The sequence below is a fragment of the Streptomyces sp. NPDC047000 genome (assembly GCF_040644295.1).
Classification (GTDB): domain Bacteria; phylum Actinomycetota; class Actinomycetes; order Streptomycetales; family Streptomycetaceae; genus Streptomyces.
In genome coordinates this window covers 46,506-71,637 of record NZ_JBEYWE010000029.1, presented here as the reverse complement: position 1 = coordinate 71,637, position 25,132 = coordinate 46,506, and the positions used below count along the sequence as shown (strand labels likewise).

The window sequence follows — 25,132 nt, the reverse complement described above, 5'->3', positions numbered from 1 at the left end:
CGCCGCCGCCCGCACCGAAGGACCAGCCGATGCCGCACCCGCAGAGCCCCGCCGCCCCCCACCGCGCACTGCACTGCGCCGTGCTGCCGTTCGCGGACTTCGGGCATGTCGCCCCGAGCCTCGGCCCCGCCCGCGAGCTGATCGCGCGCGGCCACCGGGTGACGTACGTCGTGGACGAGCGGTTCGCCGCCCTGGTCGGGGAGGCGGGCGCCCGCGCCGTCACCTACACCTCCGCGCGCGGCGACTTCTACCGGTCCGCCGACCCGAGCCCCGACCAACTCGCCGACGAAGGCTACGCATTGCTGGTGGACACCATCCGCACGGTGTTCCCCGCCGCCCTCTCCGCCCTCGCCGACGACGTGCCCGACGTCGTCCTCTACGACTTCGAGAACGTGGCCGCCGGCCGGGTGGCCGCCCGGGTCCTGGGCGCACTGCCGGTCCAGATGTTCCCGAGCCACGCCGCGAACGAGACGTTCTCGCTGCGCAAACAGATGTGGGACCCGGGCCACCCCCGGATGGCCGACGGCGCCGGCGCCCTCATCGCCTTCATGGGCGAACACGGCATCGGACTCGACGAGATGGGCCGTTACGGCACCGAATGGGACGAGCACAACCTGGTGTTCCTCCCCCGGGAGTTCCAGATCGAGGGCGACAGCTTCGACGACGACCGTTTCGCGTTCGTCGGCCCGACGGTCACCGACGCCCCGGCCGGACTGTGGACCCCGCCCGCCGACGGCCGCCGTACGGCCCTGGTGTCGCTCGGCACGGAGGCCGGCGACCGCGGCGGCTTCTTCCGCACCTGCGCCACCGCCTTCGACCCGGAGCGCTGGCACGTGGTGATGACCCTCGGCCGCGGCGTGGACCGGGCACGACTGGGGCCCCTGCCGGAGCACATCGAGGTCCACGAGTGGCTGCCGCACCCCGCCGTCCTGCCGTACGCGGACGTCCTGGTCTGCCACGCCGGCATGGGCAGCCTCATGGAGGCGCTGTACCACGGCACCCCCGTCGTCGCCGTCCCGCGCGCCCACGAACTCGACCTGAGCGCCGCCCGGCTGGCGGAGTGCGGGGTGGGCAGGGCACTGCCCAGGGCGGAGCTGGACGCCGCCACCCTGGCCCGCACGGTCACGGACCTCCTCGACGACCCGCGCACCCCCGCCGCGCTGACCGCGATGCGCGCCGCCGTCCGGTCCGCCGGAGGCGCACGGCGCGCCGCCGACCTGGTGGAGCGCTGGTCGGCGGCGCGGAGGACGGACCGTGCGGGCCGTACGGCCGGGCTGCTCAGTGGGGCCGCTCGATGAAACCGCGCAGCGTGGCGACGCTGTGGTCGATCATCTCGTCCGTCAGCCCGGGATAGACACCGATCCAGAAGGTGCCCTCGGTGGTGGTGTCGCTGTTCGTCAGCGGGCCGCTGACCCGGAACTCCCGCTCGGCGTAGGCCGGGTGACGGGTGAGGTTGCCCGCGAAGAACCGCCGGGTGGCGACCTTGCCGGTCTCCAGGTGGTCGATGAGCGCGGCGGCCGCGAAGGGGGCGTCCGGCGCGACGGTGAGCGCGAAGCCGAACCAGCTCGGGTCGCTGCCCGGCGTGGCCTCCGGCAGGATCAGGTACGGCAGCCCGTCGAGACCCTCCCGCAGCCGCGCCCAGTTGTGCCGCCGCGCCTTGCCGAACTCGTCGATGTGGGACAGCTGCTGAAGCCCCAGCGCGGCCTGCAGATCGGTCGACTTCAGGTTGTAACCGACGTGGGAGAAGATGTACTTGTGGTCGTAGCCGGCGGGCAGCGTCCCCATCTGCTGCTCGAACCGCTTGAAGCAGCGGTTGTCCTCACCGGGTTCGCACCAGCAGTCGCGGCCCCAGTCCCGCATGGACTCCACGATGCGGGCCAGCGCCATGTTGTCCGTGAGGACCACCCCGCCCTCGCCCATCGTGATGTGGTGGGCGGGATAGAAGCTCTCGGTCGCGAGATCACCGAACGTCCCCGTCAGCTTCCCCCGGTAGGTGCTGCCGAAGGCGTCGCAGTTGTCCTCGATGAGGAACAGCCCGTGGGCGTCGGCGATCTGGGCGATCTCCTCGACGGCGTAGGGGTTGCCGAGCGCGTGCGCCACCATGATCGCCCGGGTGCGCGGGCCGATCGCCTGCTCGATCCGCTCCGGTGTGGGGTTGTAGGTGCCGAGCTCGACGTCCGTGAACACGGGGACGAGCCCGTTCTGGATGATCGGGTTGACGGTCGTGGGGAACCCGGCCGCCACGGTGATCACCTCGTCGCCCGGCACCAGCCGGGCGTCCTCGAGCTGCGGCGAGGTGAGCGCGCTGAGCGCCAGCAGGTTCGCGGACGAACCGGAGTTCGTCAGATGCGCCTTGCGCAGCCCGAAGTACTTGGCCAGCGACCGCTCCAGCTTGCGCGAGCTCGGGCCCGCGGCGATCCGCATGTCCAGCGCGGCCTCCACCAGCGCGACCCGGTCCTCCTCGTCGAGGACGGCGCCGGAGGCCCAGACGGGCGTGACACCGGGGACGAACCCCGAGGCCGCGCTGTTGCGGTGGTACTCGCGTACCAGGTCGAGGATCTCTGTCTTGGCGTTACCCATCGGCTGGTGGCCTCCCTGTGGCTGCCGACGGGTACGCGGGCCGTGCCTCGGCGGCAGGAGTGCGAGCGGGGTCCCCCGCACCGGAACGGCCGGCCGGGATGCCCAGCCCAGCACACCCCGCGGACCCCTGCCCAGCACGGCCGGGGAAGTCTAGGGATCCACCAAGACGCCCTGGGACGCCGCGGCCGAAGCCCTGGGACGGCGCGGCCGAAGCTAGGGATTTCCTCGCCCGTGACCCGTCACCCTGGAGTGTCCGCCCCGCCGCACCGCCCACCCGGGCCGACGATCCCAGCGAGGCCCCCCATGCCCCCCAAGCCCCTCCGCGCCCGCACCGCACCCCCGTCGTCCCGCACCACCACCGTGCGCGCCGGCACGGCGACCGGCGAACGCGTCCGCCTGAGCGTCTACGACCTGGTGAACGGCACCTTCGCGACGCCCCGCGTGTTCTTCCACCGCCACCGACTGGACGCCGCCGCCCTGCGCGACTCCCTGGCGGCCACCCTCCCGCACTTCCCCCTCCTCACCGGCCGCCTGGTCCGTGACCCCGACGGCGGCCTGAGCGTCCGCTGCGACGACTCCGGCATCCCGTTCACGGAGAGCCACAGCGACCGCCCCATGCCGGACTACGGCCCGGACCACCCGGCCCGGCCGGACCTGAACGGCTACCTCCACCGCGCGAACGCCTTCCGTGTGGTGGACCACGACACCCCCCTCCTGACGGTCCGCGTCACCCATATGCGCGACGGCGGCTCGGTCCTCGGCATCGCGATCAACCACGGCATCGCCGACGGCGCGAGCCACCTCGCCTTCCTCCAGCACTGGCAACGCGTCCACGCGGGCCAGGAGCCCCCCGCCCCGGTCCCGTACACCCGGGACCCTTTCAACACCCTGCGGGCGCCCGCAGGGGAGCCGCGCAGCACCCAGTACACGGTCGTCCCCGGCCGGCAGAAGTTCCGCTTCGTCTGGCGCGTCAACGCCGGCGCCCGCTCGCTCCGCACGGTCACCCTGCGCTTCACGGCCGACGAGATCGCCGCACTGAAGGACCACGCGCGCACGGGAGGCTCCCCCCGGATCTCCAGCGGCGACGCGCTGACGGCCCACGTGTGGCGGGTACTGGCAGCCCTCCGGGGCCGCCCGGCGGCCGCCCCGGAACGCCTGGGAGTCGTGGTGGGCCTCCGCCAGGTCCTGCGCGACCACCTGCCCGGCGGCTACTGGGGAAACGGCATCACGAACGTCACCGCACAACTCCCCGCCGGCCGGCTCCGGGAGGCACCCCTCCCCGAAGTGGCGGCGACGATACGCGAGTCGCTGTCGGCCCTCACCGAGGCCCGCATCCGCGAGGAGGCCGCCTGGCTGGACGTCCAGCGCCGGGCCCGCCGCATGCCCCGGGTCCTGAGCCGCATGGCCCTGGACTCCTTCGACACCCTGATCGGCGTCAACAACGTGGGCCGGCTCCCGGTCTACGAGCTCGACTTCGGAGCGGGTCCCGCCTTCTGGTTCGGCTTCCCGGGCAACCCGATCCCCTGGTCCCTCCTGATCACCCCGACCCCGGCGGGAGACGCGGGCCGGGACATCCACATCGGCCTGCCCAAGGACTACGCCCAGGCCCTGCGCACCCCCGAATACACCAAACGCCTGCACGCCTACGGCTGACCCGGGCCCACCACGCCGGACCGGTCTTCGCACCGAGCCGCCTGCGCCGGGAACCCCGGCGCGGGCGGCTCGGTCTCCTCCTGGGGCACGGGGCTGAGGGACCGCGCGCGATCAGACCCCCGCCGCCGCCCGCAGCGCCCCGACACGGTCGGTCCGCTCCCACGTGAAGTCGGGCAGCTCCCGCCCGAAGTGCCCGTAGGCGGCCGTCTGCGCATAGACCGGCCGCAGCAGATCCAGATCCCGGATGATCGCCGCGGGCCGCAGGTCGAACACCTCGGAGATGGCCTTCTCGATCACCGCCTGCGGAGCCGCCCCCGTGCCGAACGTCTCCACGAACAGCCCCACCGGCTCCGCCTTGCCGATGGCGTAGGCGACCTGGACCTCGCACCGGGCGGCAAGCCCCGCCGCGACGACGTTCTTGGCGACCCAGCGCATCGCGTACGCCGCCGAACGGTCCACCTTCGACGGGTCCTTGCCCGAGAAGGCGCCGCCGCCGTGCCGGGCCATGCCGCCGTACGTGTCGATGATGATCTTGCGGCCGGTGAGGCCCGCGTCGCCCATCGGGCCGCCGATCTCGAACCGTCCCGTCGGATTGACCAGCAGCCGGTAGTCGTCGCACTCCAGCTTGATGCCGTCGTCGGCCAGACCCGCCAGGACGTGCTCGACGACCTCGTGCCGGATGTCCGGGGTGAGGAGCGACGCCAGGTCGATGTCCGCGGCGTGCTGCGAGGAGACGACCACCGTGTCCAGCCGCAGCGGCTTGCTGCCCAGGTAGCCGATGGTCACCTGAGTCTTCCCGTCGGGGCGCAGATAGGGGACGGTGCCGTTCTTGCGGACCTCGGCGAGACGGCGGGACAGGCGGTGCGCCAGCTCGATGGGCAGCGGCATCAGGGACGGCGTCTCGTTCGTGGCGTAACCGAACATCAGACCCTGGTCACCGGCACCCTGCCGGTCGAGCTCGTCGGCCTCGTCCCGCCGGGAGGCACCCGCGACCCGGCTCTCGTACGCCGTGTCGACGCCCTGCGCGATGTCCGGCGACTGCGCGCCGATCGACACCGAGACACCGCAGGACGCGCCGTCGAAGCCCTTCGCGGAGGAGTCGTAGCCGATCTCCAGGATCTTCTCGCGGACCAGCGTCGCGATGTCCGCGTACGCCGTGGTGGTGACCTCGCCGGCCACATGGACCTGACCGGTCGTGATGAGGGTCTCGACCGCGACCCGGGACGACGGGTCCTCGCGCAGCAGCGCGTCCAGGATCGTGTCGCTGATCTGGTCGGCGATCTTGTCGGGGTGGCCCTCGGTCACGGACTCCGAGGTGAACAGTCGCTGAGACACAAAATGCTCCCTTGGCTGGGCTCTGCGGTGAGGTCTGCGGTGAGGACTGCGGTGGGCTCCGGCGGCGGGGCCGGTACCCGGCGGCCCGCGCTACGAGGGCTGCGGCGCCGGCAGCGGGCGGTGCGGGGCCTGCCCGGACCGGCGTTCGGACCGGTGAGGGGCGAAGGTGACGGACGTACGGGGGCGCAGGGGCAGGCCGTCCGCGGAAGCGGGCGCGGGGAGGTGGGTGTCCACCCACCCCGCGAGGATCCCGGCGGCGTGGTCCACGGCGTCCGGCCAGGTGGTGCGCGCGCTCTCGTCGGCCCGGTCGCTGACGTACTTGACCAGCCGTACCGGCACACCCAGCCGCCGGGCCACGGCCACGACCGCGTACCCCTCCATGTCGACCAGGTCGGCCTCCTCGGCGAGCCGGTCGCGGACGGCCGGGTCGGTGACGAAGGTGTCCCCGGTCGCCAGCGTCGGGCCGGGGGCCTGAACGACGGTGAGCGGGGCGCCGTAGACGCGGCCGCTGAGCGTGTGCAGCAGGGCGGTGTCCAGGTCGTGCTGGAGGACGCGGGAGATCACCTGGAGGCCGTGGAAACCTTCCTTCAGCGCTCCCGCCGTGCCCAGGTTGACGATCTCGCGCGGCGGCCCGCCCTCCGACAGCGTCACGGCGAGCGCGGTGGCCGCGTTCACCTTGCCCATCCCGGTGATCAGCACCGGGAACCGGTCGTCCAGCCGCGCCGCCTCCTCCTCCACGGCCGCGACGATCAGCGGACGGTCGCCGCGGATCTCGCCGTGCAGCACCGGGTGGAACGCCGGGTGGAACACCGGGTCTGCCGCCGGGGGTCCGGTGGTCGGGGGACTGGTCACGGTTCTCTTCTCTCTCTCGGCGTCGGTCATGCACGAGGGCCCTTCCGCGACCGGCGGAAGGGCCCTCGTGTCCCGCCGCGAGGATCCCGGCTTCGCCGGCGGTCAGCCGACGTCGCGCTCGGCGTCGAAGTCGTCGAGGTACGCCCGCTTCGCCGCCGTGTCGCGGGCCGACCGCAGATACACCGACCAGGCGCGCCGCTCGTGCGCGGTCACGTCCAGCTCGACGACGTCCTGGGTGGCGAGCTGGAGACCCGCCTCCTGCTCGTACGGCTGCCAGCCGCCGCCGTCGCGGGCGTAGATCGCCTGGACCAGCTCGTTGCGGTCGCGCCACACGCAGACCTGCATCACATGGAAGGCGGCACCGCAGCGGTGCAGCAGGACGTAGCCGAGCTCCCGGCGGAACTCCAGCAGCCCGGCCGCCGTCTCGGCACGCAGGAACTCCCTTGCCCCGTCACTGACCTCGGGAGACTCCGGCTGCCCGGCGACCCGGATGTCGTACCACTTCAGCCGGGCGCCCGGCAGGACCAGATGCCCGCCGGGGACGCTGTGGGACACCGGGTGCGTCCAGTCCCCGAAGTCGGCGTAGCCGTCCAGGCCGTCCGGGCCGGCCACGTCTTCCGCCGCCGCCACCGCCGCCGCGTCCGGTGCCGGTGTCATCTCAGGCCGCCGCCGTGGTCCGGCCGCCGGCCCCGTCCACCCCGTCGGCCTCCTCGGCCAGGGAGCCGGAGACCGTCGTGTGGGCGTTCGCGAACAGCTGCGGATGGGCGGCGCGGATGCCGCCGACGACCAGGTCGTAGGGGACGTCGTCGAAGGAGCCGTGCTCGTGGAGGAACTCCATGTGCCGGCGGCCGTCCTCGTCGTACGGGTGGTACAGGCTGTCCGTCCGCCCGTCGAACTCCAGCGGCTTGATCTTGTACAGCCTGCACAGCAGCTTGTTGAAGACCGGCGTGGCCTTCACCCACCTCCCGTCGAGCCCGACGACGGTCAGGCTGTGGAAGCGGAACACGTCACCGCCGACCAGCTCGCGCAGCCGCGGCGAGGCGAGGTGGTTGCGCACGTCGCCGTAGTAGACCTTGCTCGGGACGCCGACGGCGCGCAGCGCGGCCGCGTACAGGATGGACTTGTGGACGCAGAACCCGAAGCCCTTCTCCAGCACACCGGTCGCGCTCAGCCCGTGGCGGGTCAGGTCGGCGCCGTAGACCTCGTAGGTGATGCCGTCGCGGACGGCGTAGAAGAGGGCGATGGCCTTCTCGGTGCCGGTCGCCGCCGCGGGGACGGACGCGTCGGCCAGGGTCTTGTCGACGAACTCCCGTACGGCCGGGGAGTCGTGGTCCAGGAACTCGGTCGCGGCCAGCGTCGGCGCCTCGGCCGTCGCGGTGCCGGTGGTGTGCTCTGCCATGGGGTGGGGTTTCCTTCCGGATCCATGTGCCGGATCCATGCGCCGGATCCGCATGCTGCTCAAGCCGACGGCCTGACCGGACGGTTCAGGCCCATCAGGGAGGCCAGCCGCTGGCGCTGGATCTCCGAGGTGCCGGAGTAGATCCGCCCGCCGACGGCGTCCCGCAGGTCCTTCTCGACGCCGTACTCGCTGACGTAGCCGTAACCGCCGAACACCTGCACCGCGTTGAGCGCGGAGCGGACGTTGGCCTCGCTCACCACCAGCTTGGTGATGGCGATGTCACCCGCCGCGTCGGCCTTGGCGTGCACCTTCTCGGCGGTGTCGTGGATCCACTTCTGCGAGGTCTCGAGGTCGATCCGCATCTCCACGATCATGTTGGCGACGGACTGGTTGGCGCCGATGACCGTGCCGAACTGGGTCCGCGTGCGGGCGTACTCCACGCACCGCTCCAGGCGCCGGCGCATCTCACCGGTGCTGATCCCGAAGCCGCAGAGGATCTCCCACTTCATCACGTGGTCGAAGATGAGGAAGCCGGCGCCCCTGCTGCCGACGACATGGTCCCGGGGCACCCTGACGTCGTCCAGGAACACCTCGCACAGCGGTGAGGTGCGCAGCCCCATCTTGGAGATGGGGTTGCCCACGGTCAGTCCCGGCGTGTCCCGGTGCACCAGGAACGCGGTGATCCCGGCCAGGTCGCCGGGCGGTCCGGTGCGGGCGTAGACGACGATCAGGTCGGCGATGGAGGCGTTGGAGATGAACGACTTGCTGCCGTTCAGGACGTACGCGTCGCCGTCCAGGACGGCCGTGGTGCGCATCCCCATCACGTCCGAGCCGCCGGACGGCTCCGTGACGGCGTGCGCGCCGATCATCGAACCGGCGCAGATCTCCGGCAGATAGCGGGCCTTCAGCGCCGACGAGCCGAAGCGCTGGAGCGGGATCCCGGTGCTCACCATGTGGGTGGACACCGAGAAGTTCAGCCCGGAGTCCTGGCACGCGTAGCCGAGTTCCTCCAGTACGTGGACGGTGGTCGGCAGGTCCTGCCCCAGTCCGCCGTACTGCGGGTCGAACGGCAGCCCGAACAGGCCGACGTCCTTGAGGCGTTGCCAGCCGTCCCGGTCGAACGTGCCGGTCCGGTCGCGTTCGAGGTGGTCGGTGCCGGCCTTGGCGGCCACGGCGCCGATCGCCTCGCGCAGTTCCTGCTGTTCCGCGCTCCAGCGCTTCATGACGGGAGATGTCCGATCCTTGGGTGGCCGTTGGACCTGGGGACCCCGTGGGGCCCGTGAGGCCCGGCGGGGGCTCAGTACTGGGAGAAGGCCTCGTCGGTCAGGCTGTGGCTCTCGTCGCCCCGCAGCGGCGGGTTGAACACGCTCACCAGCTCCATGTCCTGCTCCGGGGAGGCGATCAGGAAGTGGGCGTCGTGGTCGTCGAGGACGTACAGCACACCCGGGGTGAGGTCCGCGGTCACGCTGCCGTCGGCGGCCTCCACCCGGCCCGAACCGTTGATGCAGTAGCAGGCCTCCAGGTGACGGCGGTACTGCAGCCGTGACTTGGTGCCCGCCCGGACGACGGTGTGGCAGATGCCGAAGCCCATGTTGTCCGCCTCGACCAGCAGACGGTGGCTCGGGCCGCTGCCCCACTCGACGGGGGCGACCTGCGACTTCTCGCGAATGAACATGTTCTGTCTCTCCAGGGGGTGAGTGAGGTCTCTCCAGAGGTGGGTGGATGGGGTGACGGGCGTGGCCTAGTCGGCGGTGGTCACGCCCGCGAAGCGCTGGACGACCTTCTCCATGGCCGCGACCGACCGGAAGTCCTCCGGGGAGATCTCCAGGTCGGCGAACGGGATGTCGTAGCGGTCGCCCAGCCACTCGATCAGCCGGAGCAGGTCCAGGCTGCTGATCACGCCGGTCTCCAGCAGGTCGTACTCCGGCTCCAGCTCGGACGCGGGGGTGCCCGGCAGGTACTCGGCCACGATGTACGCGGTGATGTCGCGTTGGACGGTCATGAGATCTTCTCCATCAGACGGCGACGGCTCACCTTGCCGGTGGGGCCGGTCGGCAGCGGTTCGGTCATCAGGTGGAACGCGGTGGGGATCGCCGCCCGGTTGACCTTGGCGGCGCAGTAGCTGCGCAGCTGGAGCCTGGTCACCGCGTCCTCGCCGAACCGGACGAAGGCGTGCAGCGCGCTTCCCGAGGCGGGATCCGGCACGGCGACCACCGCGGCCTCGGTGACCGCGGGATGGATCTGGATGACCCGCTCGATCTCCTCCAGGTTGATGCGCACCCCGCGCACCTTGACCTGCGAGTCGGTGCGGCCCACCAGGGTCAGCTCGCCGTCGGCGGAGCGGGTGACGACATCGCCGGTGCGGTACCAGGTGCGGTCGCCGCGCACGGTGAACCTGTCGTTCAGGCCCGTCGCGCGTGCCCCCGTCTCACCGAGGTAGCCGGCGGTCTGGAACGGGGTGTGGACCACGAGTTCACCGGTGCCGGGGCCGTACAGCACCTCGCCCCGGTCCAGGATCTCGACCAGGACGCCCGGCAGCGGGCTGCCCAGCGGCAGGACGTCCCGGTCGGCGGCCTCACCCGCGGCGAAGCTGTGGATCATGCTGTCGTTGGTCTCGGTGCAGCCGTACACGTTGTGCAGCCGGGCGCCGGGGAACAGCCGGGCCAGTCCGGCCCGCACCGGGCGCGGCACATGGTCGCCGGTGAGCAGTACGTCGCGCACGCCCGGGAAGTTTGGCGCGGTGCCCGACTCCGTCAGCAGCCGGAAGAACATCGGCACCGCCTGCACGACGTGCGGCCCGGTACTCGCCAGCAGCCCGCTCAGATACCGCCCGTCCAGGCACCGGTCGTGGTCCACCGGGATCACACAGCCGCCGTGCCGCAGCGTGGCCCAGATGTCGAGGAGGGTGAGGTCGAAGTTGAGGGGCGCGAAGTTGAGGACCCGGCTGCCGGCGCCCAGGTCGAAGGAACCGCCGGCCCAGGAGGTGAAGGCGTCGATGCCGTCACCGCCCAGCGGGACCAGCTTGGGGGTGCCGGTGGAGCCGGAGGTGGTCAGCACGAGGGCGGTGTCCGGGGGCAGCGCCGGGGCGGCGTCCGCCGGTACGACCCCGTCCCGGCGGTGCGTCAGCTCGTCGCCCAGGACGCCGAGCACGGCCTGGCTGCCGCTGCGGGCGACCAGGTCGGCGAGGAGTTCGCGGCCCAGCTCGGGGGAGGCCAGCAGCAGCGGGCGGCCGGACTGAAGACAGGCCAGCACGGTCGCGATCGCCACGGGCGACTTGGCCGCCTGGAGGGCCAGCGGCCGGCCGGTGTCGGGATACCCGGCGGCCAGTTCGGCGCCGATCCGCTCCGCGACGGCGGCCAGTTCGCCGTAGGTGACGACCTGGCTGCCGGTGCTGCCCAGCAGCAGCGCCGGGGCGTCCGGGTTCTGCTTCGCACGTTCTGTGATGTCACCTGCCAGCGATCTGGACATGGCTCCCCATCGAGTCGGACAACGGATCCCGTACTGCTTTTCCCCGTCATTCTGCGGGTGTCGGGCCATTTCTTTCTTCGGACCAGTGACGGGGTTTTGTACCTGTCCTTTGGTCCGGTTTTCGAAGAAGTGGGAGAACGCATGGAAAACCGCTCCCGGACGGTAATCCGGGAGAATCGGAAGCCGGAATGCTTATTCTCGGAACTTTTCTCAGAAAGGCCCGCCCCGCCGTCCTGCCAGAACTTGTTGGTCCCATGCGCAGACGATCGCCTGCGCCCGATTCCGCACGCCCAGCTTGCGCAGCAGATTGGACACATGGAATTTCACGGTCTTCTCGCTGAGCACCAGGGCCTCGGCGACCTCGCCGTTGGACATCCCGGCGGCGACCAGGTCGAAGATCTCCCGCTCGCGCGAGGTCAGCGTCGACACCCGGGGCGGATCGGGCTGCGGCGGCACGCGTCGTACCAGCAGGTCCACCAGCCGACGGGTCAGCGGCGGCGGCAGCACGGCGTGGCCCGCCGCCACGGCGCGGATCGCGGCGGCGATCTCGCTCAGCGCCGCGTCCTGGAGCACGAAGCCGTCGGCCCCGGCCCACAGGTACTCCAGCGCGCCGGCGTCCACGGTCCGGCCGCCCGGTCCGCCGGAACCCGTCCGGCCGCCCTCCCCGACGAGGACGATCGCCGCCGTGCGCCGCGGGCCGGACCCGAGGGCGCGCAGCACGTCGGCGGTGTCCCAGCCGGGATCGGAGTCGTCGATCAGGACGACGCGCGGCGCCGCCGTGTCCAGCAGGCGCCGCAGCTGCGGCCAGGACGCGGCCTCGCCGGCCGGGCGGAGACCGGGTTCCTGGGTCAGCAGGGCACGCAGGGCCGTCACGAGCAGCGGCCGCCGGGCCAGTACGGCGACCCGGAGGGCTCCGGTGCCGGGCGCGGTGCCCGGACCGGCGCCGGGACCGGTACCGGTGGGGAAGGTGGGCATGAGTGGCTCGACCTCCTAGCGTTCTTCCGCCCCGGCGGCCGGCACGGCCGCCGCGAGCAGCGGCTCGGGCCCGGACGCCGGGTCACCGCCGCCGGACGGACGGCCGGGCCCCGGCCGCCGCAGCCGCGGCAGCCCGCCCCCCGTCCGCAGCTGGTTCTCGCCGAGCAGGATGCTCGCGACGATCACCGCGCCGCCGACCGGCACGTTCCAGCTGATCGTCTCGCCCAGGAACACCGCGCTGATGACCAGGCTGATGAACGGCACGAGGTAGTTGACCGCGGAGGCGCCGGTCGCGCCGATGTCCGCGATCAGCCGGTTGTAGAGGACGTAGGCGAGCCCCGTGCCGAACACGCCGAGCAGCACGATGCTCAGGGCCACCTGCCAGGTGACCGACGGGGTGCGCCAGCCCAGGAAGGGCAGCAGCGCCGCCTGGAGGACCATCGCGACCAGGGTCTGCGCGGCCGCCGACGAGATCGGCGGGATGCCCCGGTCGGACAGGAACTTGCGGACGAACACCGCGTGCCCGGCGTAGATCACGGCGACGGCGAGACAGGCCAGCTCGCCGCCGGCGGTACCGGTCGCGCCGTGCCACGGCGCGATGACCAGCACGATCCCGGCGAACCCGAGGGCCACCCCGAGGCCGCGCCGCGCCGTCGCCCGCTCACTGCGCAGCTGCACGGTGGCCAGGCCCAGCGTCAGCACCGGGGTGGCCCCGGTGAGCACCCCGGCCATGGCGGCGCTGGTGTGCTGCTCGCCCCAGGCCAGCAGCAGGAACGGGGCGACCATGCCGAGCACGGTGGTCACGGTGATGTGCACCCACACGAACCCGAACCGCGGCAGCCGCGCCCCGGTGACCGCGCCGACGACGGTCAGCACCGCCGCCCCGAGGACCAGCCGGGCCAGCACCAGCTGACCGGGGTTCAGCCCTTCCCCGGACACCTTGATCAGGGGATAGCTGGAGCCCCAGATGATCCCCAGGGCGATGAACTGCAGGGCGCTGACACGCTTCACGGGATCGTCCCGTCCCTTCTCTCGCGCACGGCTCTGTCGCACGGCTCTCGCACCCGGCTCGGGCGCGTGGCCCGGACGCACGTCGTCCGTACGTCGTACGGCGGCCGGCGTACGCACGTCGTCCGGCCGCCGGGCGCCGACGCGCATGCGTCAGGCGTTGACCAGTGCCGGGATGCTGTCGCGCCCCTTCTCGAGGGCGGCGGGGTCGATGCTGTCGTCGGGGAGGGTGCCGCTGAGGTAGCGGTCGTAGGCGAGGAGGTCGAAGTTGCCGTGCCCGGACAGCCCGAACAGGATGGTCTTCGCGACGCCCTCCTCACGGCAGCGCAGCGCCTCGTTCACCGCGCCGCGGATCGCGTGGGTGGACTCCGGGGCGGGCACGATGCCCTCGGCCCGCGCGAACATCACACCCGCCTCGAAGCAGTCCCGCTGGCGCAGCGCGACCGCCTCCATCAGGCCCTCCTCCACCACCCGGCTGACCAGCGGGGCGATGTTGTGCGCGCGCAGACCGCCCGCGTGCACGGCCGGCGGCACGAACTGGTGGCCCAGCGTGTGGGTGCGGGTCAGCGAGGTGAGACCGGCGGTGTCCGAGTAGTCGTAGGCGATCCGGCCCTGGGTGAGCGACGGGCAGGCCGCCGGCTCCGCGGCGATCAGCCGCACGCTCGGCCCGCCGTGCAACTGGGCCCGCAGGAACGGGAAGGACAGACCGGCGAGGTTGCTGCCGCCGCCCGCGCAGCCGACCACGATGTCGGGGTAGTCGCCTGCCTTCTCCATCTGGACGAGGGCCTCCTGGCCGATCACCGTCTGGTGCGCGCACACATGGTTGAGCGCGCTGCCGCGGGTGTAGCCCCAGCGCGGGTCGGAGAACGCCACCTGGAGGGCCTCGGACTTGGCGACGCCGAGGCTGCCCGGGTGCTCCGGGTCCTCCTTGAGCACGGTCCGCCCGGCCTCGGTCTCCGCGCTGGGGCTCGGGGTGCAGCTCGCGCCGAACGTCTCCATCAGCACCCGGTGGAAAGGCTTCTGATGGAAGCTCACCTTCACCATGAAGACCTTGGCCTCCATGCCGAACAGCGACGCCGCGAAGGAGACCGCGCTGCCCCACTGCCCTGCGCCGGTCTCGGCGATCAGACCGCTGCGGCCCGCGCGCTTGTTGTAGTACGCCTGCGGGATCGCGGAGTTGGGCTTGAAACTGCCGGTGGGTCCCACGCCCTCGTACTTGAAGTAGATCTTCGCCGGCGTGTCCAGGGCCTTCTCCAGACCGCGGGCGCGCACCAGCGGGGTGGGCCGCCAGCTGGCGTAGAACTGCCGTACCTCGCCGGGGATCTCGAACTCGGGCTCCCGGCTCAGCTCCTGGGCGACCAGGGCCTCGGGCATCGTACGGGCCATCTCCTCCGCGGTGACCGGCCTGCCGGTCGCCGGGCTCAGCACCGGCGCCACATAGTCGAGATCGGCGGCGATGTTGTACCAGGTCTCGGGAATGTCCCGGGCGCTGAGTTCGAACCGTACCGGCTCTATCATGGCTGCCTCTCTGCACAATGGAATAGGTCGTGCGGCCACCGTGACCGTCGGTCCCGGTCTCCCGGTCCATCACCTCGAGGCCGTCTCCGGACAACGTATTCTCGCCACCGGGCGAAGCGTACGGATACGATGGCCGACAGGTGGTAGGGAAAACAATGGAATTCCTCCCGGACGGCGAGGACTGGTAATTCCACCAGTTTCCCGGGCCGTACCCGTACGGCGCCGCGGGCCGCGTGCCACCGTGGTGCTCCGAACCAGGGGCGGGCCGTCCGGACCGTCCGGGCCCGGCCGGGCCGACCGGATGCAGGGGATGGCAGCCATGATTCGTCCAGTCACCGCCGACGACCTCGGCCTGCTCCACTCGCTGGTGCACGGCATGGCCGAGAACGAGGAGGCGACCGGGCAGATCAGCACCGACCGGGACGAGCTGGGCCGCGCGCTGTTCGGTCCCGACCCGGTCGCCTGGGCCCACTTCGCGGTCGACGACAAGACCGGCGAGGTCGTCGGATACACGCTGTGGGCCCTCGTCTACAGCACCTGGCGCGGCACGGCGATCCACATCGACGACATCTACATCCGTCCCGACCTCGTCGGCACCGGCATCGACACCGCCCTGCTCAGCCACCTGGCCGCTCTCTCCGCCGAGCGCGGCTACCGCCATATGCAGTGGTGGGGCAGGGTCACCAACGAACCGGTCGCCGCCTACTACCGCTCGCTCGGCGCGGAGATCCCCTCGGTGCAGGGCGGGGAACTCACCGTCTTCCGGCTCTCCGGAGCCCCGCTCGCCGACCTCGCCCGCCAGGCGTAGCCGGCCCCCGGACCTTCCTTCCCCCCGCGGTCGGCGCCGGCCATCCCCCCTTCCGGTCGGCGCCGACCGCCCCCTCGTACGGAGACGGCCGTGCGGAGAGCACGTGCGGACACGAAGAATCCCGCCCCTGGACACCAGGGGCGGGATTCTTCGGTTCGAGCGCCGGGCAGGCCTTGCACCTGCATTTCCCCGCAGGAAGCGGGGCGTCTTTCCTTGGACCACCAACGCGCGGCGCGCTTCCCCTTGTTCGAGCTGTTCGGGGCGGCGAGCTCAAGATCTACTGTACACCGTCCGGCCGGGTGCCCCGTACCAGTCCGTCGAGCTCCGCCTCGAACAGCAGCTCCGGGTCGAAGCCCATCCCCGTGAAGTGCCCGGCGAGTTCGAGGGACAGCGCGCCGTGCAGCCGGGTCCAGACGGCGAGGGCTCGGCGCAGCACCGGCGCGGGGGCCGGGTGGCCGCGGTCCCACTCCCGGTGCCCGGCGAGGTGGGCGTCGAACCCGGCCTCGTCCGGGCCGGCTTCGCCGCCGTCCGCCGGGAGCGCCGCGCAGACGTCGAGCAGGACGGCCATGATCTCGGCGGCGATGAGGGTGACGTCCTCGGGGGCGTGGTAGCCGGGCACGGGGGTGCCGTAGATGAGGAAGTACCGGTGGGGGTCCGCCAGCGCCCAGTTCCGCAGGGCATGGGCGAGCGTCCTGAGGCGGTCGGCCCCGGAGGCATGGGATGCATCCGGGGCGGCGGCCGCCGCGAGACAGGTGTCGGCCACGCTCCGGTAGGCGTCCGTGACCAGGGCGGTGATCAGCTCGTCCCGGCTGCCGAAGTAGCGGTAGAGGGCGGGGCCCGTCATGCCCATCCGCCGGGCGATCGCGTTGAGGGAGAGCGCGGAGGCTCCCGAGCCGGCGATCTGCTCCCAGGCGTGCTCCTTGATCTCGGCGCGCACCTGCGCCCGGTACCGGTCCCGGGGGGAGGGCTGGGCCGCGGGGGCCGTCCGCCGGGCCATGGTCACCACCTGCTTTCGGCTGGGGCGCCGGGTCCGAGGCGCGCGCGACAGTGGTGAGAGGCTATCACCATCGTCATAGCCGCTTAGAAAAGTTCGGGGAGGGCCTTGACGCGTCCGGACGCCGTGGCGCATCGTTGCGTCATCGAGTTAGAGCATCTAACGCAAACGTCACCTGCTAACGAAGACTCGGAGATCTGTGATGAACACGCCGCACACCCCTGAGCGCCTCGAGGTCGTCCTCCCCGGCAAGGCCGAGCCCGAGGAGCTTCAGCTGCGCCGCGGCCCGGTGCCCGCTCCCGCCGCCGGGCAGATCGTCGTCCGGGTGGAGGCGACCGGAGTGTCCTTCGCCGAGCAGCAGATGCGCCGCGGCCGGTACTACGACCAGCCCGCGTTCCCCTTCGTCCCCGGCTACGACCTCGTCGGCACCGTCGCCGCGACCGGCCCCAAAGCGGACCCGGGCCTGCTCGGCACCCGCGTCGCGGCCCTGACGAAGACCGGCGGCTGGGCCAGTCACGCCGTGCTCGACGCGGCCGACGCGGTCGCGGTGCCCGACGGTGTCGGCGCCGCCGAGGCGGAGACCGCGGTGCTCAACGGGATCACCGCCTGGCAGATGCTGCACCGCAAGGCCCGGGTACGGCGCGGCGGCACCGTCCTGGTGCACGGTGCCAACGGCGGGGTCGGCTCGATCCTCGTCCAGCTGGCCCGCGCCGCCGGAGTCCGGGTCATCGGCACCGCCTCACCCCGCCATCACGACGCCCTGCGCGCGGCCGGCGTCACCCCCCTCGACCACCGCACCGCCGATCTCCCCGCCCGCGTCCGGGAACTGGCGCCCGGCGGGGTGGACGCGGTCTTCGACCACGTCGGCGGCCCCGGCCTGACCGGCTCCTGGCGGCTGCTCGCCCCCGGCGGCACCCTCGTCTCCTACGGCAGCGCCGCCACCCGCGACGCGACCGGCTCCAAGCAGTGGCCGGTGCTGAAGCTCCTGGTCCGCGTCTGGACGTGGAACGCGCTGCCCAACGGCCGCCACGCGTACTTCTACAACGTCTGGGCGGGCAAGGCCCTGTCGAAGGACCGCTTCCGCGCCCGGCTGCGCGCCGACCTCACCCAGGTGTTCACCGCCCTGCGGCGCGGCGACATCACCGCCACCGTCGCCGCCGAACTCCCCCTGGAACAGGCCGCCGAGGCCCTCCGCCTCGCCGAGTCCGGCACGGTCAACGGCAAGGTCGTCCTCGTCCCGTGACCACCGGCCGGGCGAGCGGGGCGGCTCAACCCTCACCCCCGCCCAGCGCCGTGCGCAGCTCGTTGCGCCGCCGGATCCCCAACTTGCGGTAGCTGTTGGTCAGATGGGTCTCCACGGTGCGCCGGGCCAGATGCAGCAGGTCGGAGATCTCCGCGTTCGTCCGCCCGGTGGCGGCCAGTTCGGCGATCCGCCGCTCGCTCCCGGTGAGCGAACCGGCCCCGGTACGGGCCGAGGCACGACGCGCACCGCCGTCCCGCAGCGCCTGCTCCGCCAGCCCCCGCAGCCGCAGCGCGCCCACCGCCTCCGCCCGGTCGGCGGCCTCCCGCAGCACCTCACGCGCCCGGGACGTCTCCCCGGCGGACGCCAGCTGGCGGCCCAGCGCCAGCAGAGCCGACACCAGTTCCGAGGAAGCGGGCGAGTCCCGCAGCAGCGCCACCGCCTCCGCGGTCAGCTCCAGACCCCGCCGGCCCCCCGTCGCCGTACCGAGGACCCGCAGCGCGCGCCCCTGCGTGCGGGGCGTGTTCCACAGCCGGGCCAGCCGCAGCTCCTCCTCGGCCAGGGCCAGCGCCTCCTTGGACTGGCCGAGCGCCAGCCGGCACTCGGCGGTGGCCGTACGCCACGGGGTGACGACCGGACTGGCCACCTCACGGGCCGACTGCCTGCGGCCGCACTCCAGGAAGTCGTGCACGGCGGCGGCCGGGTCACCGGCGGCGGCGCGCAGCAGGCCGCGCGCGTACAGGAAGCGGTTCACCTCCCAGGAGTCGGGCGCCTCCCGCAGATCGAAGGCGGCCGCGAACCGCTCGGCCTCCGCGAGCCGGTCCGTCTCCACGAGCGCGATCAGGGCCTGCGCCTGGCCGTTGGTGGGGTGCGGGCAGGCGGCGGACGGCGGGAGCGCCCCGGCCAGCAGCACCGGCCAGTCGCCCCGGGCCGCCGCCGTGTCGGTACGGACGTTCAGCAGCGCCTCGTGCATGGGGTGCAGCACATCGGGGCGGACGGCCAGACCGCGCTCCACCAGCCGCTGCGCCTCGTCGAGTTCGTCGGCCCACTGACTGACCGCGGCCGCCGTGCCCACCAGGAACAGCTCGGACAGCGGGTCGGTGGGCTCGGTGAGCAGGACGCGCAACCGGGCCATGGCGTCCTGCGCCGACAGCAGCCCGGCCGTCGCCGCGTGCCGCACCAGCAGCGCCCGCCCGGCCGGACCGACCAGCACGGGGGTGTGCTCCGCCGTGCGCGTCAGCCAGCCGTACACCTCCTGGCGCACCTCGCCGTCCCGGTCCGCCAGCAGCGCGGACGCGGTCTGCAGGATGCGCGCCAGATCGGGGCGGCCGGCGAGCTGGCCGTCCACCGAGCGCAGCACCTCGACGGCCGCCCGGGTGCGGCCCCGGCCGGTCAGCGCCGTGCCCAGCGCCACCGCCGCCCGCACCCGGTCCTGCGGGGTGCCCGGCAGCCGCAGCGCCTCCGCCAGACGGGGGATGCCCGCCGAGGCGTGCCGGGCCGCGTACTCCAGGCTGCCCAGCTCGGTCAGCAGCGGCTGACGGCGGTCGTCGGGCAGCGGCTCGTCGAGGGCGCGGCGCAGGAACGCCACCGCGTCGTCGGGACGGTCCTCGCGCAGCGCCAGCGCCGCCGCCTCCTGCAACACGGCCAGGGCCCAGGGCGCGTCCACCGGATCGGCCAGCAGCAGCCGGCGGGCCACCGCGTCGGCGGGGGCGCCGTGCCGCAGCAGCGTCTCGGCGGCCGCCCGGTGCGCGGCGTGCCGCCGCACCGCCGGTACGTCGGTGAGCACCGCGTCCCTGAGCAGCGGGTGGGCGTAGGTGAGATGACCGCCGGGACCGGGGCGCAGCAGACCGAGGCCGCTCATCGCGGTCAGCCAGCCCGCCACCCGCACCGGGTCGGTGCCCGACAGCTCGGCGAGCAGCCCGGCCTGGTCCTCGGCGGGACAGCACGGACCGCCGGGACAGCCGGGCACGAGGGTCACCGGGAGGCCCGCCGGGCCGCGCGCCGGGGCGGCCGCCGTACGGTCCCAGCCCTCGTCCAGCACCGCCAGCGCCCGCGCCACCTCGGTCGTACCGGGGCCCGCGCTGTCCAGGCTCCACGCCACCGCCTCCCGGTACGCGCCCGGGTACAGGGCGGCGCAGGACACCGGCACCGCGGTGTGCCGGCCCGCGCCGAGATCCGTCAGCAGGGCACGCAGCAGCAGCGGGCTGCACGCACCGGCCCGCACACAGTCCTCGGTCCACCGCACGGAGGCGTCCGGGAACGCCGCCCTCACCCGCTCCACCGCCTGGCTCTCGGTGAGCGGCGTGAGGATGTGGGTGCGCACCAGGGCGGGCGCCAGGGTGTGCGCGATGCCCGGGACGGGCGGGTCCACGTCGTACTGGCTGCGCTCGGTGACGGCCAGCACCAGCGGCAGCCGGTCCGCGTACCGGGCGGCCTCCACCAGCCAGCGGTGCGAGGCCGCGTCGGCGAGATGGACGTCGTCCACCGCGACCAGCAGCGGTGCGCGCTCGGCGTAGGAACGCAGCACCCGCCACAGCCCGGCCGCCGTGGTCCGCTCGTCGCCGTCCGCCGCGAGCTCCTCGAAGTCCGGGACCGGGCCGAGGAGTTGCAGCACCGTCGAGAAGGGGATCGTGGCGTCGGCGGGGGAGCAACGGGCGCGCAGCACCACCATCCCGGCCTCGGCCGCCTCCTCGGCGGCCGCCTCCAGGACGGTCGTACGGCCCGTTCCGGTCGCGCCGCGCAGCAGCACGAGACGTCCGCTGCCGGACCGGGCACGGCGGGCCTGAGCGGCCACCACCGCGACGGCTTCGCGCAGTTCAGGTAAACGATGCGGCATGGCCACCTCCTCGCGCGGACCTGCTGGGGTTCCCCGTTGAAGACGGCCTGAGCCGGGACATGCCTGAGCGCGGCGCCTGCGCGAGCGCGCCGCTCGGTCCCGTCCGGCAGGGCGCGGTCTGCGGGAGCGCGTCCTGCCGGACGGTGTGACGCGGTGCCTGTCCGGGCATGCCGTGGTGGTCGGTGCGACACGGCCGCGGGGGCGCGACGCCGTGGTGGCGGAGGGGCCCGGCCCGGTACGGCAGGGAGCCGGTCCACAGCGGGCGGGGACGGCCCGTCGGGAACGCCCCGCCGTGGTCGGCGTACGGCGGTGCGTTCCGTGCGGTGCCCCCGGGCCCGCAGCGTCCGGGTCCGCAACGTCTGGGCCCACAGCGTCCGGGCCCACAGCGTCTGAGCCCATTGCCTCCGGGCCCGTTGCCCCCGGGACCGGACCCTTCGGGCCCCGCGCCCCCGAGCCCGGTGCCCCGGGGGCACCCGCCCCGGGGACCGCAGGCTCCGGACCCGTTGCCCTCGTGGTCACGGTTCGTGGGATCTCGTGGTCGGTGTCGTGGTGTTCCACGATTGCCGCCGTCCCGCGCGGCACAGGAATGTGGACGTGTCACGCCTGTCACCGGCCCCGCCCGGGCGACGGGCACGAGAGCACAGGGGACGCGGTTGCAGAGCACATTCCGCACCACACCACACACCGGCCCGGTCACCCGGACGACCGGTGCACCGGCAGCCCGGACGACGACCGGCACCACGGCCCAGGCCGGCGCCATGCCCTCCGCCACGGCGGGCGGCGGCGACGGCAGCGGGCGGATCAAGGTGGCCGTGCACGCACCGGACCCGATCTCCCGGGAGGGCGCGATCTGCCAGCTGCGCCGCCACCCGGAGATAGAGCTGTGCGAGGAGGGCCACGCCGGCCCCGGCACGGTGGCGGTCCTCATCGGCGACACCTTCGACGGGCCCGGGCTCACCCGGCTGCGCAGACTGGTGCGCAGCGAGGGCGCGCGCGCCGTGCTCGTCGTCGGGACACTGCGCGAGAGCGAGCTCCTCGACGTCATCGAGTGCGGGGTCGGCGCGATCGTCTGGCGCCACGAGGCCACCCACGACCGGCTGGCGCAGGCCGTGCTGGCCGCCGCGCGCGGCGACGGCGATCTGCCCGCCGATCTGCTCGGCAGGCTCATCAGCCAGGTCGGCACCTTGCACCGGGGCGCCGCGGGGCGGCCCGGGGTGCCCTCGTCGGTCCTGACGCAGCGCGAGATCGACGTGCTGCGGCTGGTGGCCGAGGGGCTCGACACCAAAGAGATCGCCGGCAAGCTGTCCTACTCCGAACGCACCGTCAAGAACGTGGTGCATGGTCTGACCACACGGTTGCACCTGCGCAACCGCGCCCACGCGGTGGCCCACGCACTCCGGGAAGGCTACATCTGACCGAACGGGCATCCGACACCGGACCTTGGGGCAGTGGTATCTGCCCCGATGTGTCTGTCGGGGTGGCCGGGCCGGTGGGCAGGATGGTGAAGGGCGGGCAAGGAAAGGCGAGTCGGCGTGATCCACGAGGTGGACCGGGTTCTCAAGGACCTGCTCCGGAGCGGTGCGCTGGCCGGTTCCGGCATCGACGTCTCCCTCGACGCACCGACACGCGACTGGTCGGCACGCCGCAACGGGCCCGTCATCAACGCCTACCTGTACGACATCCGTGAGGACGTCAACCGCCGCCAGCGCGGCCATGTCGCCGTGCGCGACGAGCGGGACGTCGTGGTGAAACGCCGTCAGCCGCCGCGCTGGTTCCGGCTGTCGTACCTCGTGACGGCCTGGACCAAACAGCCCGAGGACGAACACCGGCTGATCTCCGCCGTGCTGGCCACCCTGATCCCGCGCGAGATGCTCATGCCCGACGAACTCCCCGGCTCCCTGCGGGCCCTGGGACTCTCGGTGCCGATCTCGGTCGCCGGCATCCAGACCGAGTCCCGCTCCCTCGCGGAGATCTGGTCCGCGCTCGGCGGCGAACTCCGGCCGAGCCTCGACGTCGTGGTCACCGCGCCCTTCCCCGCCTACCCCGAGTACGACGCCGGACCCCCGGTCACCGAGGGCGCCGCGGTCCGCGTCCGCACCCTCGACGACACCGCCCCCGGCGACAGAACCGGCACAGCCGCCGGCGGCGCCGCGGTGTCGGAGACGCGCGCGCACCGGCCCGCGCAGATCGAGGCCGCCAAGGAGGCCTACCTGGCGGCCCTGGCGGAACGCGGCGCCGGCCGGCCGGGCGGGCGGGGCGGCTCAGGGGGAACGGCCGGGTGAGCACCGATCTCCACCCGGCACCGCCCGCCGACACCACCGGGACCACCGACCCCGCCGCACCGCTCCTCGACCGCCTCGACCGCCTCCGCGACCGGGTCGCCGCCCTCGTCGAGCACCGTGCCGCGGGCGACCCCACCGCCGCCGACCCGCTGCGCGGCCTGTATCTGTCCGAGGAAGCGGTACGGCACCTGCTGCTCCCCGAACGCCCCGCCACCGCCGCCGAACTCGGCCTGGACATGGCCACGGCGGACGTCACCGGGCCCCTGGGCGCCACGGACCCGGCCGCCGGCGACCACAGCGGGCATGACGAGCACGGCACGTACGGGGCATACGGCGAGCCCGGCGCATACGGCGAGCCCGGCGACCGCTTCGCCGCGCTCGCCGGGCGGCTGCGCCTGACCGGCCTCGACGCCACCCTCCTCCTCGTCGCGCTCGCCCCCGACCTCGACCGCGTCTTCGAGCAGCTCTACGGCTACCTCAACGACGACGTCAGCCGCCGCCGCGCCACCGTCGGCCTCGCCCTCGACCTGTGCGGGGCGCCCCCGCACGCGGCGGCCGCCAGAGCCCGGTTCCATCCACGCGCCCCGCTGGCCGCGCTGGGTCTGCTCGTCGTCGAGGAACCCGAACGACCCCTCCTCAGCCGCTCGTTGCGCGTCCCCGACCGGATCGTCGCCCACCTCCTCGGCGACGACACCCCGGACGCCGCGCTCGCCGCCCACCTCCGCACCCCGGCCGCCCACCCGGGCGCCTTCCACGACCCGTCGACGGCCGGACAGCACCCCGGCGATATCGAGTTCACCCGCCTCGCGGAGCGCCTCGCCGCCCGCCTCGCCACCGGGGCCCCGCTCGCCGCCTATCTCCGCGAACCCCGCGAAGGCGAGGGTGCCGCCTGTGCCGACGACGCCCTGCGCACCGCCGGCCTGGCCCCGGCCCTGCACTACTCCGGCCCCGAGGAGCACGTACCCGAGCTGCTGCGCGAGGCCCGGCTGTGCGACCGGGCCGTCGTCCTGACCGCCCTGCCCGACCGGCCCGGCCCGCTGCTCAGGTCGCTGACCGCGGTCACCGACGTCACCGTCCTGATCACCGGCTCCCGCCCCTACGACCCGCAGTGGTGCGACACCGACCCGCTGATCCTGGAGGTACCCGCCCGGCACGCCGGGGCACCGCACGTCTGGCACGCCGCGCTGTCCGAGCCGCCCGGCTTCGACCTCGCGGCGACCGTCGCCCCGTACCACCTCGGCGGCGACCACATCGCACGGGCCGCCCGCACCGCCGAGGCGCTCGCCGCGTTCGACGGCAGCCCCCTCACCGCCGCCCATCTGCGGCTCGCCGCCCGCCAGCAGTCCGCCTCAGGACTGGAACAGCACGCCCGCCGCATCCGCCCCGCCGTCGACTGGACCGACCTGGTCCTCCCCGAACGCCCCCTCGCCCAGCTGCACGAACTCGCCCTGCGCGCCCGGCACCGCGACCGCGTCCTCGGCGACTGGCGGCTCAGCGCGGGCGGCGGCCGCGGACGCGGTGTGCTCGGTCTCTTCGCCGGCGAGTCCGGCACCGGCAAGACCCTGTCCGCGGAGGTCGTCGCCGCCGAACTCGGCCTCGACCTCTATGTCGTGCAGCTGTCGTCGGTGGTCGACAAGTACGTCGGTGAGACCGAGAAGAACCTCGAGCGGATCTTCACCGAGGCCGACCGCACCGACGCCGTGCTCCTGTTCGACGAGGCCGACGCCGTCTTCGGCAAGCGCTCCGAGGTCAAGGACGCCCACGACCGGTACGCCAACCTGGAGAGCGCCTATCTCCTCCAGCGCCTCGAGGCGTTCCACGGGATCGCGCTGCTCACCACCAACCTGCGCGCCAACATCGACGAGGCGTTCACCCGGCGCCTGGACCTGGTGGTCGACTTCCCGTTCCCGGACGCCGAGCAGCGCCTGGCGCTGTGGCGGCACGGCCTGGCCCATGTCCCCGTCACGGACGGCATCGCACTGCGGCCGCTGGCCGAGGACTTCGAGCTGGCGGGCGGTTCGATCCGCAGCGCCGTGGTGACCGCCGCGTACCGGGCGGCGGGCCGGGCCGAAGCGGTCGGCGCGGCGGACCTGCTGGAGGGAGCCCGCCGCGAATACCGCAAGGCCGGCCGCCTGGTGCCCGGTGAGGGCACCTGGTGACGGCCGGCCGGGACCGCGTCCGCGT

21 protein-coding genes are annotated in these 25,132 nt (G+C 73.3%); 7 read left to right on the top strand and 14 right to left on the bottom strand.

What is annotated here, in order from left to right:
* The first annotated feature begins 29 nt into the window (after window positions 1–29).
* Window positions 30–1,298 (top strand): macrolide family glycosyltransferase, encoded by a 1,269-nt coding sequence (locus tag ABZ862_RS32035; protein WP_360965840.1) that lies wholly within the window; start codon window positions 30–32, stop codon window positions 1,296–1,298.
* On the opposite strand, the gene rfbH is transcribed toward ABZ862_RS32035, so the two are convergent.
* On the bottom strand, window positions 1,279–2,580 hold the full coding sequence (gene rfbH / locus ABZ862_RS32030; RefSeq protein WP_360965837.1) for a lipopolysaccharide biosynthesis protein RfbH: 1,302 nt from the start codon (window positions 2,578–2,580) through the stop codon (window positions 1,279–1,281). The genes ABZ862_RS32035 and rfbH overlap by 20 nt on opposite strands.
* Window positions 2,581–2,883: 303 nt before the next feature.
* Here rfbH and ABZ862_RS32025 point away from each other — a divergent pair, with 303 nt between their 5' ends.
* A complete protein-coding gene (locus ABZ862_RS32025; protein ID WP_360965834.1) occupies window positions 2,884–4,233 on the top strand; it encodes an acyltransferase in 1,350 nt (449 codons plus the stop codon).
* A 111-nt stretch (window positions 4,234–4,344) separates the two neighbouring features.
* On the opposite strand, the gene metK is transcribed toward ABZ862_RS32025, so the two are convergent.
* The 11 genes from metK to ABZ862_RS31970 all read right to left on the bottom strand — a co-directional run bounded on the left by metK (window position 4,345) and on the right by ABZ862_RS31970 (window position 14,788).
* Window positions 4,345–5,568: a methionine adenosyltransferase gene (gene metK, locus ABZ862_RS32020; RefSeq protein WP_360965831.1), complete on the bottom strand. Its 1,224-nt coding sequence runs from the start codon at window positions 5,566–5,568 to the stop codon at window positions 4,345–4,347.
* 90 nt (window positions 5,569–5,658) lie between these two features.
* Window positions 5,659–6,420 carry a nucleosidase gene (locus ABZ862_RS32015; protein ID WP_360965829.1) on the bottom strand — a complete coding sequence of 254 codons (762 nt, stop codon included), beginning with the start codon at window positions 6,418–6,420 and terminating at the stop codon, window positions 5,659–5,661.
* Window positions 6,421–6,522: 102 nt separating this feature from the next.
* Complete coding sequence (locus tag ABZ862_RS32010; RefSeq protein ID WP_360965826.1) at window positions 6,523–7,077, bottom strand: hypothetical protein; 555 nt, start codon at window positions 7,075–7,077, stop codon at window positions 6,523–6,525.
* Between the two features lies 1 nt (window position 7,078).
* Window positions 7,079–7,819: a transglutaminase-like domain-containing protein gene (locus tag ABZ862_RS32005; protein WP_360965823.1), complete on the bottom strand. Its 741-nt coding sequence runs from the start codon at window positions 7,817–7,819 to the stop codon at window positions 7,079–7,081.
* A 59-nt stretch (window positions 7,820–7,878) separates the two neighbouring features.
* Window positions 7,879–9,042, bottom strand: a complete 1,164-nt coding sequence (locus ABZ862_RS32000) for an acyl-CoA dehydrogenase family protein (RefSeq protein WP_360965820.1) — start codon at window positions 9,040–9,042, stop codon at window positions 7,879–7,881.
* Between the two features lie 74 nt (window positions 9,043–9,116).
* Complete coding sequence (locus tag ABZ862_RS31995) at window positions 9,117–9,494, bottom strand: ectoine synthase (protein ID WP_360965817.1); 378 nt, start codon at window positions 9,492–9,494, stop codon at window positions 9,117–9,119.
* Window positions 9,495–9,560: 66 nt separating this feature from the next.
* Window positions 9,561–9,821 carry an acyl carrier protein gene (locus ABZ862_RS31990; RefSeq protein WP_360965814.1) on the bottom strand — a complete coding sequence of 87 codons (261 nt, stop codon included), beginning with the start codon at window positions 9,819–9,821 and terminating at the stop codon, window positions 9,561–9,563.
* Complete coding sequence (locus ABZ862_RS31985; protein ID WP_360965810.1) at window positions 9,818–11,287, bottom strand: AMP-binding protein; 1,470 nt, start codon at window positions 11,285–11,287, stop codon at window positions 9,818–9,820. Before ABZ862_RS31985 ends, ABZ862_RS31990 begins: the two co-directional genes overlap by 4 nt.
* A 210-nt stretch (window positions 11,288–11,497) precedes the next feature.
* The gene (locus tag ABZ862_RS31980; RefSeq protein ID WP_360965807.1) at window positions 11,498–12,262 is read right to left on the bottom strand and encodes a response regulator transcription factor; all 765 of its coding nucleotides are present in this window, start codon (window positions 12,260–12,262) and stop codon (window positions 11,498–11,500) included.
* A 15-nt stretch (window positions 12,263–12,277) separates the two neighbouring features.
* The gene (locus ABZ862_RS31975) at window positions 12,278–13,273 is read right to left on the bottom strand and encodes a DMT family transporter (protein WP_360965804.1); all 996 of its coding nucleotides are present in this window, start codon (window positions 13,271–13,273) and stop codon (window positions 12,278–12,280) included.
* A 150-nt stretch (window positions 13,274–13,423) separates the two neighbouring features.
* Entirely contained in the window at window positions 13,424–14,788 is a 1,365-nt protein-coding gene (locus tag ABZ862_RS31970; protein WP_360965801.1) for a TrpB-like pyridoxal phosphate-dependent enzyme, read from the bottom strand.
* A gap of 319 nt (window positions 14,789–15,107) precedes the next feature.
* On the opposite strand from ABZ862_RS31970, the gene ABZ862_RS31965 reads away from it, so the two are divergent.
* A complete protein-coding gene (locus ABZ862_RS31965; protein ID WP_360965798.1) occupies window positions 15,108–15,596 on the top strand; it encodes a GNAT family N-acetyltransferase in 489 nt (162 codons plus the stop codon).
* Window positions 15,597–15,873: 277 nt separating this feature from the next.
* Here the strand turns inward: ABZ862_RS31965 and ABZ862_RS31960 are convergent, their stop codons facing one another.
* Window positions 15,874–16,593 carry a TetR/AcrR family transcriptional regulator gene (locus tag ABZ862_RS31960; protein WP_360965795.1) on the bottom strand — a complete coding sequence of 240 codons (720 nt, stop codon included), beginning with the start codon at window positions 16,591–16,593 and terminating at the stop codon, window positions 15,874–15,876.
* Window positions 16,594–16,792: 199 nt separating this feature from the next.
* Between ABZ862_RS31960 and ABZ862_RS31955 the strand changes: the two genes are divergently transcribed.
* Window positions 16,793–17,833 carry a medium chain dehydrogenase/reductase family protein gene (locus ABZ862_RS31955; RefSeq protein WP_360965793.1) on the top strand — a complete coding sequence of 347 codons (1,041 nt, stop codon included), beginning with the start codon at window positions 16,793–16,795 and terminating at the stop codon, window positions 17,831–17,833.
* Between the two features lie 25 nt (window positions 17,834–17,858).
* Here the strand turns inward: ABZ862_RS31955 and ABZ862_RS31950 are convergent, their stop codons facing one another.
* Entirely contained in the window at window positions 17,859–20,666 is a 2,808-nt protein-coding gene (locus tag ABZ862_RS31950; RefSeq protein WP_360965791.1) for an AAA family ATPase, read from the bottom strand.
* A 758-nt stretch (window positions 20,667–21,424) separates the two neighbouring features.
* Here ABZ862_RS31950 and ABZ862_RS31945 point away from each other — a divergent pair.
* The 3 genes from ABZ862_RS31945 (at window position 21,425) to ABZ862_RS31935 (ending at window position 25,107) form a co-directional block, all read left to right on the top strand.
* Entirely contained in the window at window positions 21,425–22,081 is a 657-nt protein-coding gene (locus ABZ862_RS31945) for a response regulator transcription factor (RefSeq protein WP_360965898.1), read from the top strand.
* Between the two features lie 117 nt (window positions 22,082–22,198).
* Window positions 22,199–22,948 carry a DUF4255 domain-containing protein gene (locus tag ABZ862_RS31940; RefSeq protein ID WP_360965788.1) on the top strand — a complete coding sequence of 250 codons (750 nt, stop codon included), beginning with the start codon at window positions 22,199–22,201 and terminating at the stop codon, window positions 22,946–22,948.
* Entirely contained in the window at window positions 22,945–25,107 is a 2,163-nt protein-coding gene (locus tag ABZ862_RS31935; protein WP_360965785.1) for an ATP-binding protein, read from the top strand. Before ABZ862_RS31940 ends, ABZ862_RS31935 begins: the two co-directional genes overlap by 4 nt.
* Window positions 25,108–25,132 lie beyond the last annotated feature (25 nt).

Bases quoted from the DNA above. Each gene is read 5' to 3' on its own strand.
- ABZ862_RS31990 (WP_360965814.1), bottom strand. From the start codon at position 9,821: ATGACCGTCCAACGCGACATCACCGCGTACATCGTGGCCGAGTACCTG.
- ABZ862_RS31970 (WP_360965801.1), bottom strand. From the start codon at position 14,788: ATGATAGAGCCGGTACGGTTCGAACTCAGCGCCCGGGACATTCCCGAG.
- ABZ862_RS31985 (WP_360965810.1), bottom strand. From the start codon at position 11,287: ATGTCCAGATCGCTGGCAGGTGACATCACAGAACGTGCGAAGCAGAAC.
- ABZ862_RS31960 (WP_360965795.1), bottom strand. From the start codon at position 16,593: ATGGCCCGGCGGACGGCCCCCGCGGCCCAGCCCTCCCCCCGGGACCGG.
- ABZ862_RS32025 (WP_360965834.1), top strand. From the start codon at position 2,884: ATGCCCCCCAAGCCCCTCCGCGCCCGCACCGCACCCCCGTCGTCCCGC.
- ABZ862_RS31950 (WP_360965791.1), bottom strand. From the start codon at position 20,666: ATGCCGCATCGTTTACCTGAACTGCGCGAAGCCGTCGCGGTGGTGGCC.
- ABZ862_RS32035 (WP_360965840.1), top strand. From the start codon at position 30: ATGCCGCACCCGCAGAGCCCCGCCGCCCCCCACCGCGCACTGCACTGC.
- ABZ862_RS31945 (WP_360965898.1), top strand. From the start codon at position 21,425: ATGCCCTCCGCCACGGCGGGCGGCGGCGACGGCAGCGGGCGGATCAAG.
- ABZ862_RS32005 (WP_360965823.1), bottom strand. From the start codon at position 7,819: ATGGCAGAGCACACCACCGGCACCGCGACGGCCGAGGCGCCGACGCTG.
- rfbH (WP_360965837.1), bottom strand. From the start codon at position 2,580: ATGGGTAACGCCAAGACAGAGATCCTCGACCTGGTACGCGAGTACCAC.
- ABZ862_RS31955 (WP_360965793.1), top strand. From the start codon at position 16,793: ATGAACACGCCGCACACCCCTGAGCGCCTCGAGGTCGTCCTCCCCGGC.
- ABZ862_RS31965 (WP_360965798.1), top strand. From the start codon at position 15,108: ATGATTCGTCCAGTCACCGCCGACGACCTCGGCCTGCTCCACTCGCTG.
- ABZ862_RS31980 (WP_360965807.1), bottom strand. From the start codon at position 12,262: ATGCCCACCTTCCCCACCGGTACCGGTCCCGGCGCCGGTCCGGGCACC.
- ABZ862_RS32010 (WP_360965826.1), bottom strand. From the start codon at position 7,077: ATGACACCGGCACCGGACGCGGCGGCGGTGGCGGCGGCGGAAGACGTG.
- ABZ862_RS31995 (WP_360965817.1), bottom strand. From the start codon at position 9,494: ATGTTCATTCGCGAGAAGTCGCAGGTCGCCCCCGTCGAGTGGGGCAGC.
- ABZ862_RS32000 (WP_360965820.1), bottom strand. From the start codon at position 9,042: ATGAAGCGCTGGAGCGCGGAACAGCAGGAACTGCGCGAGGCGATCGGC.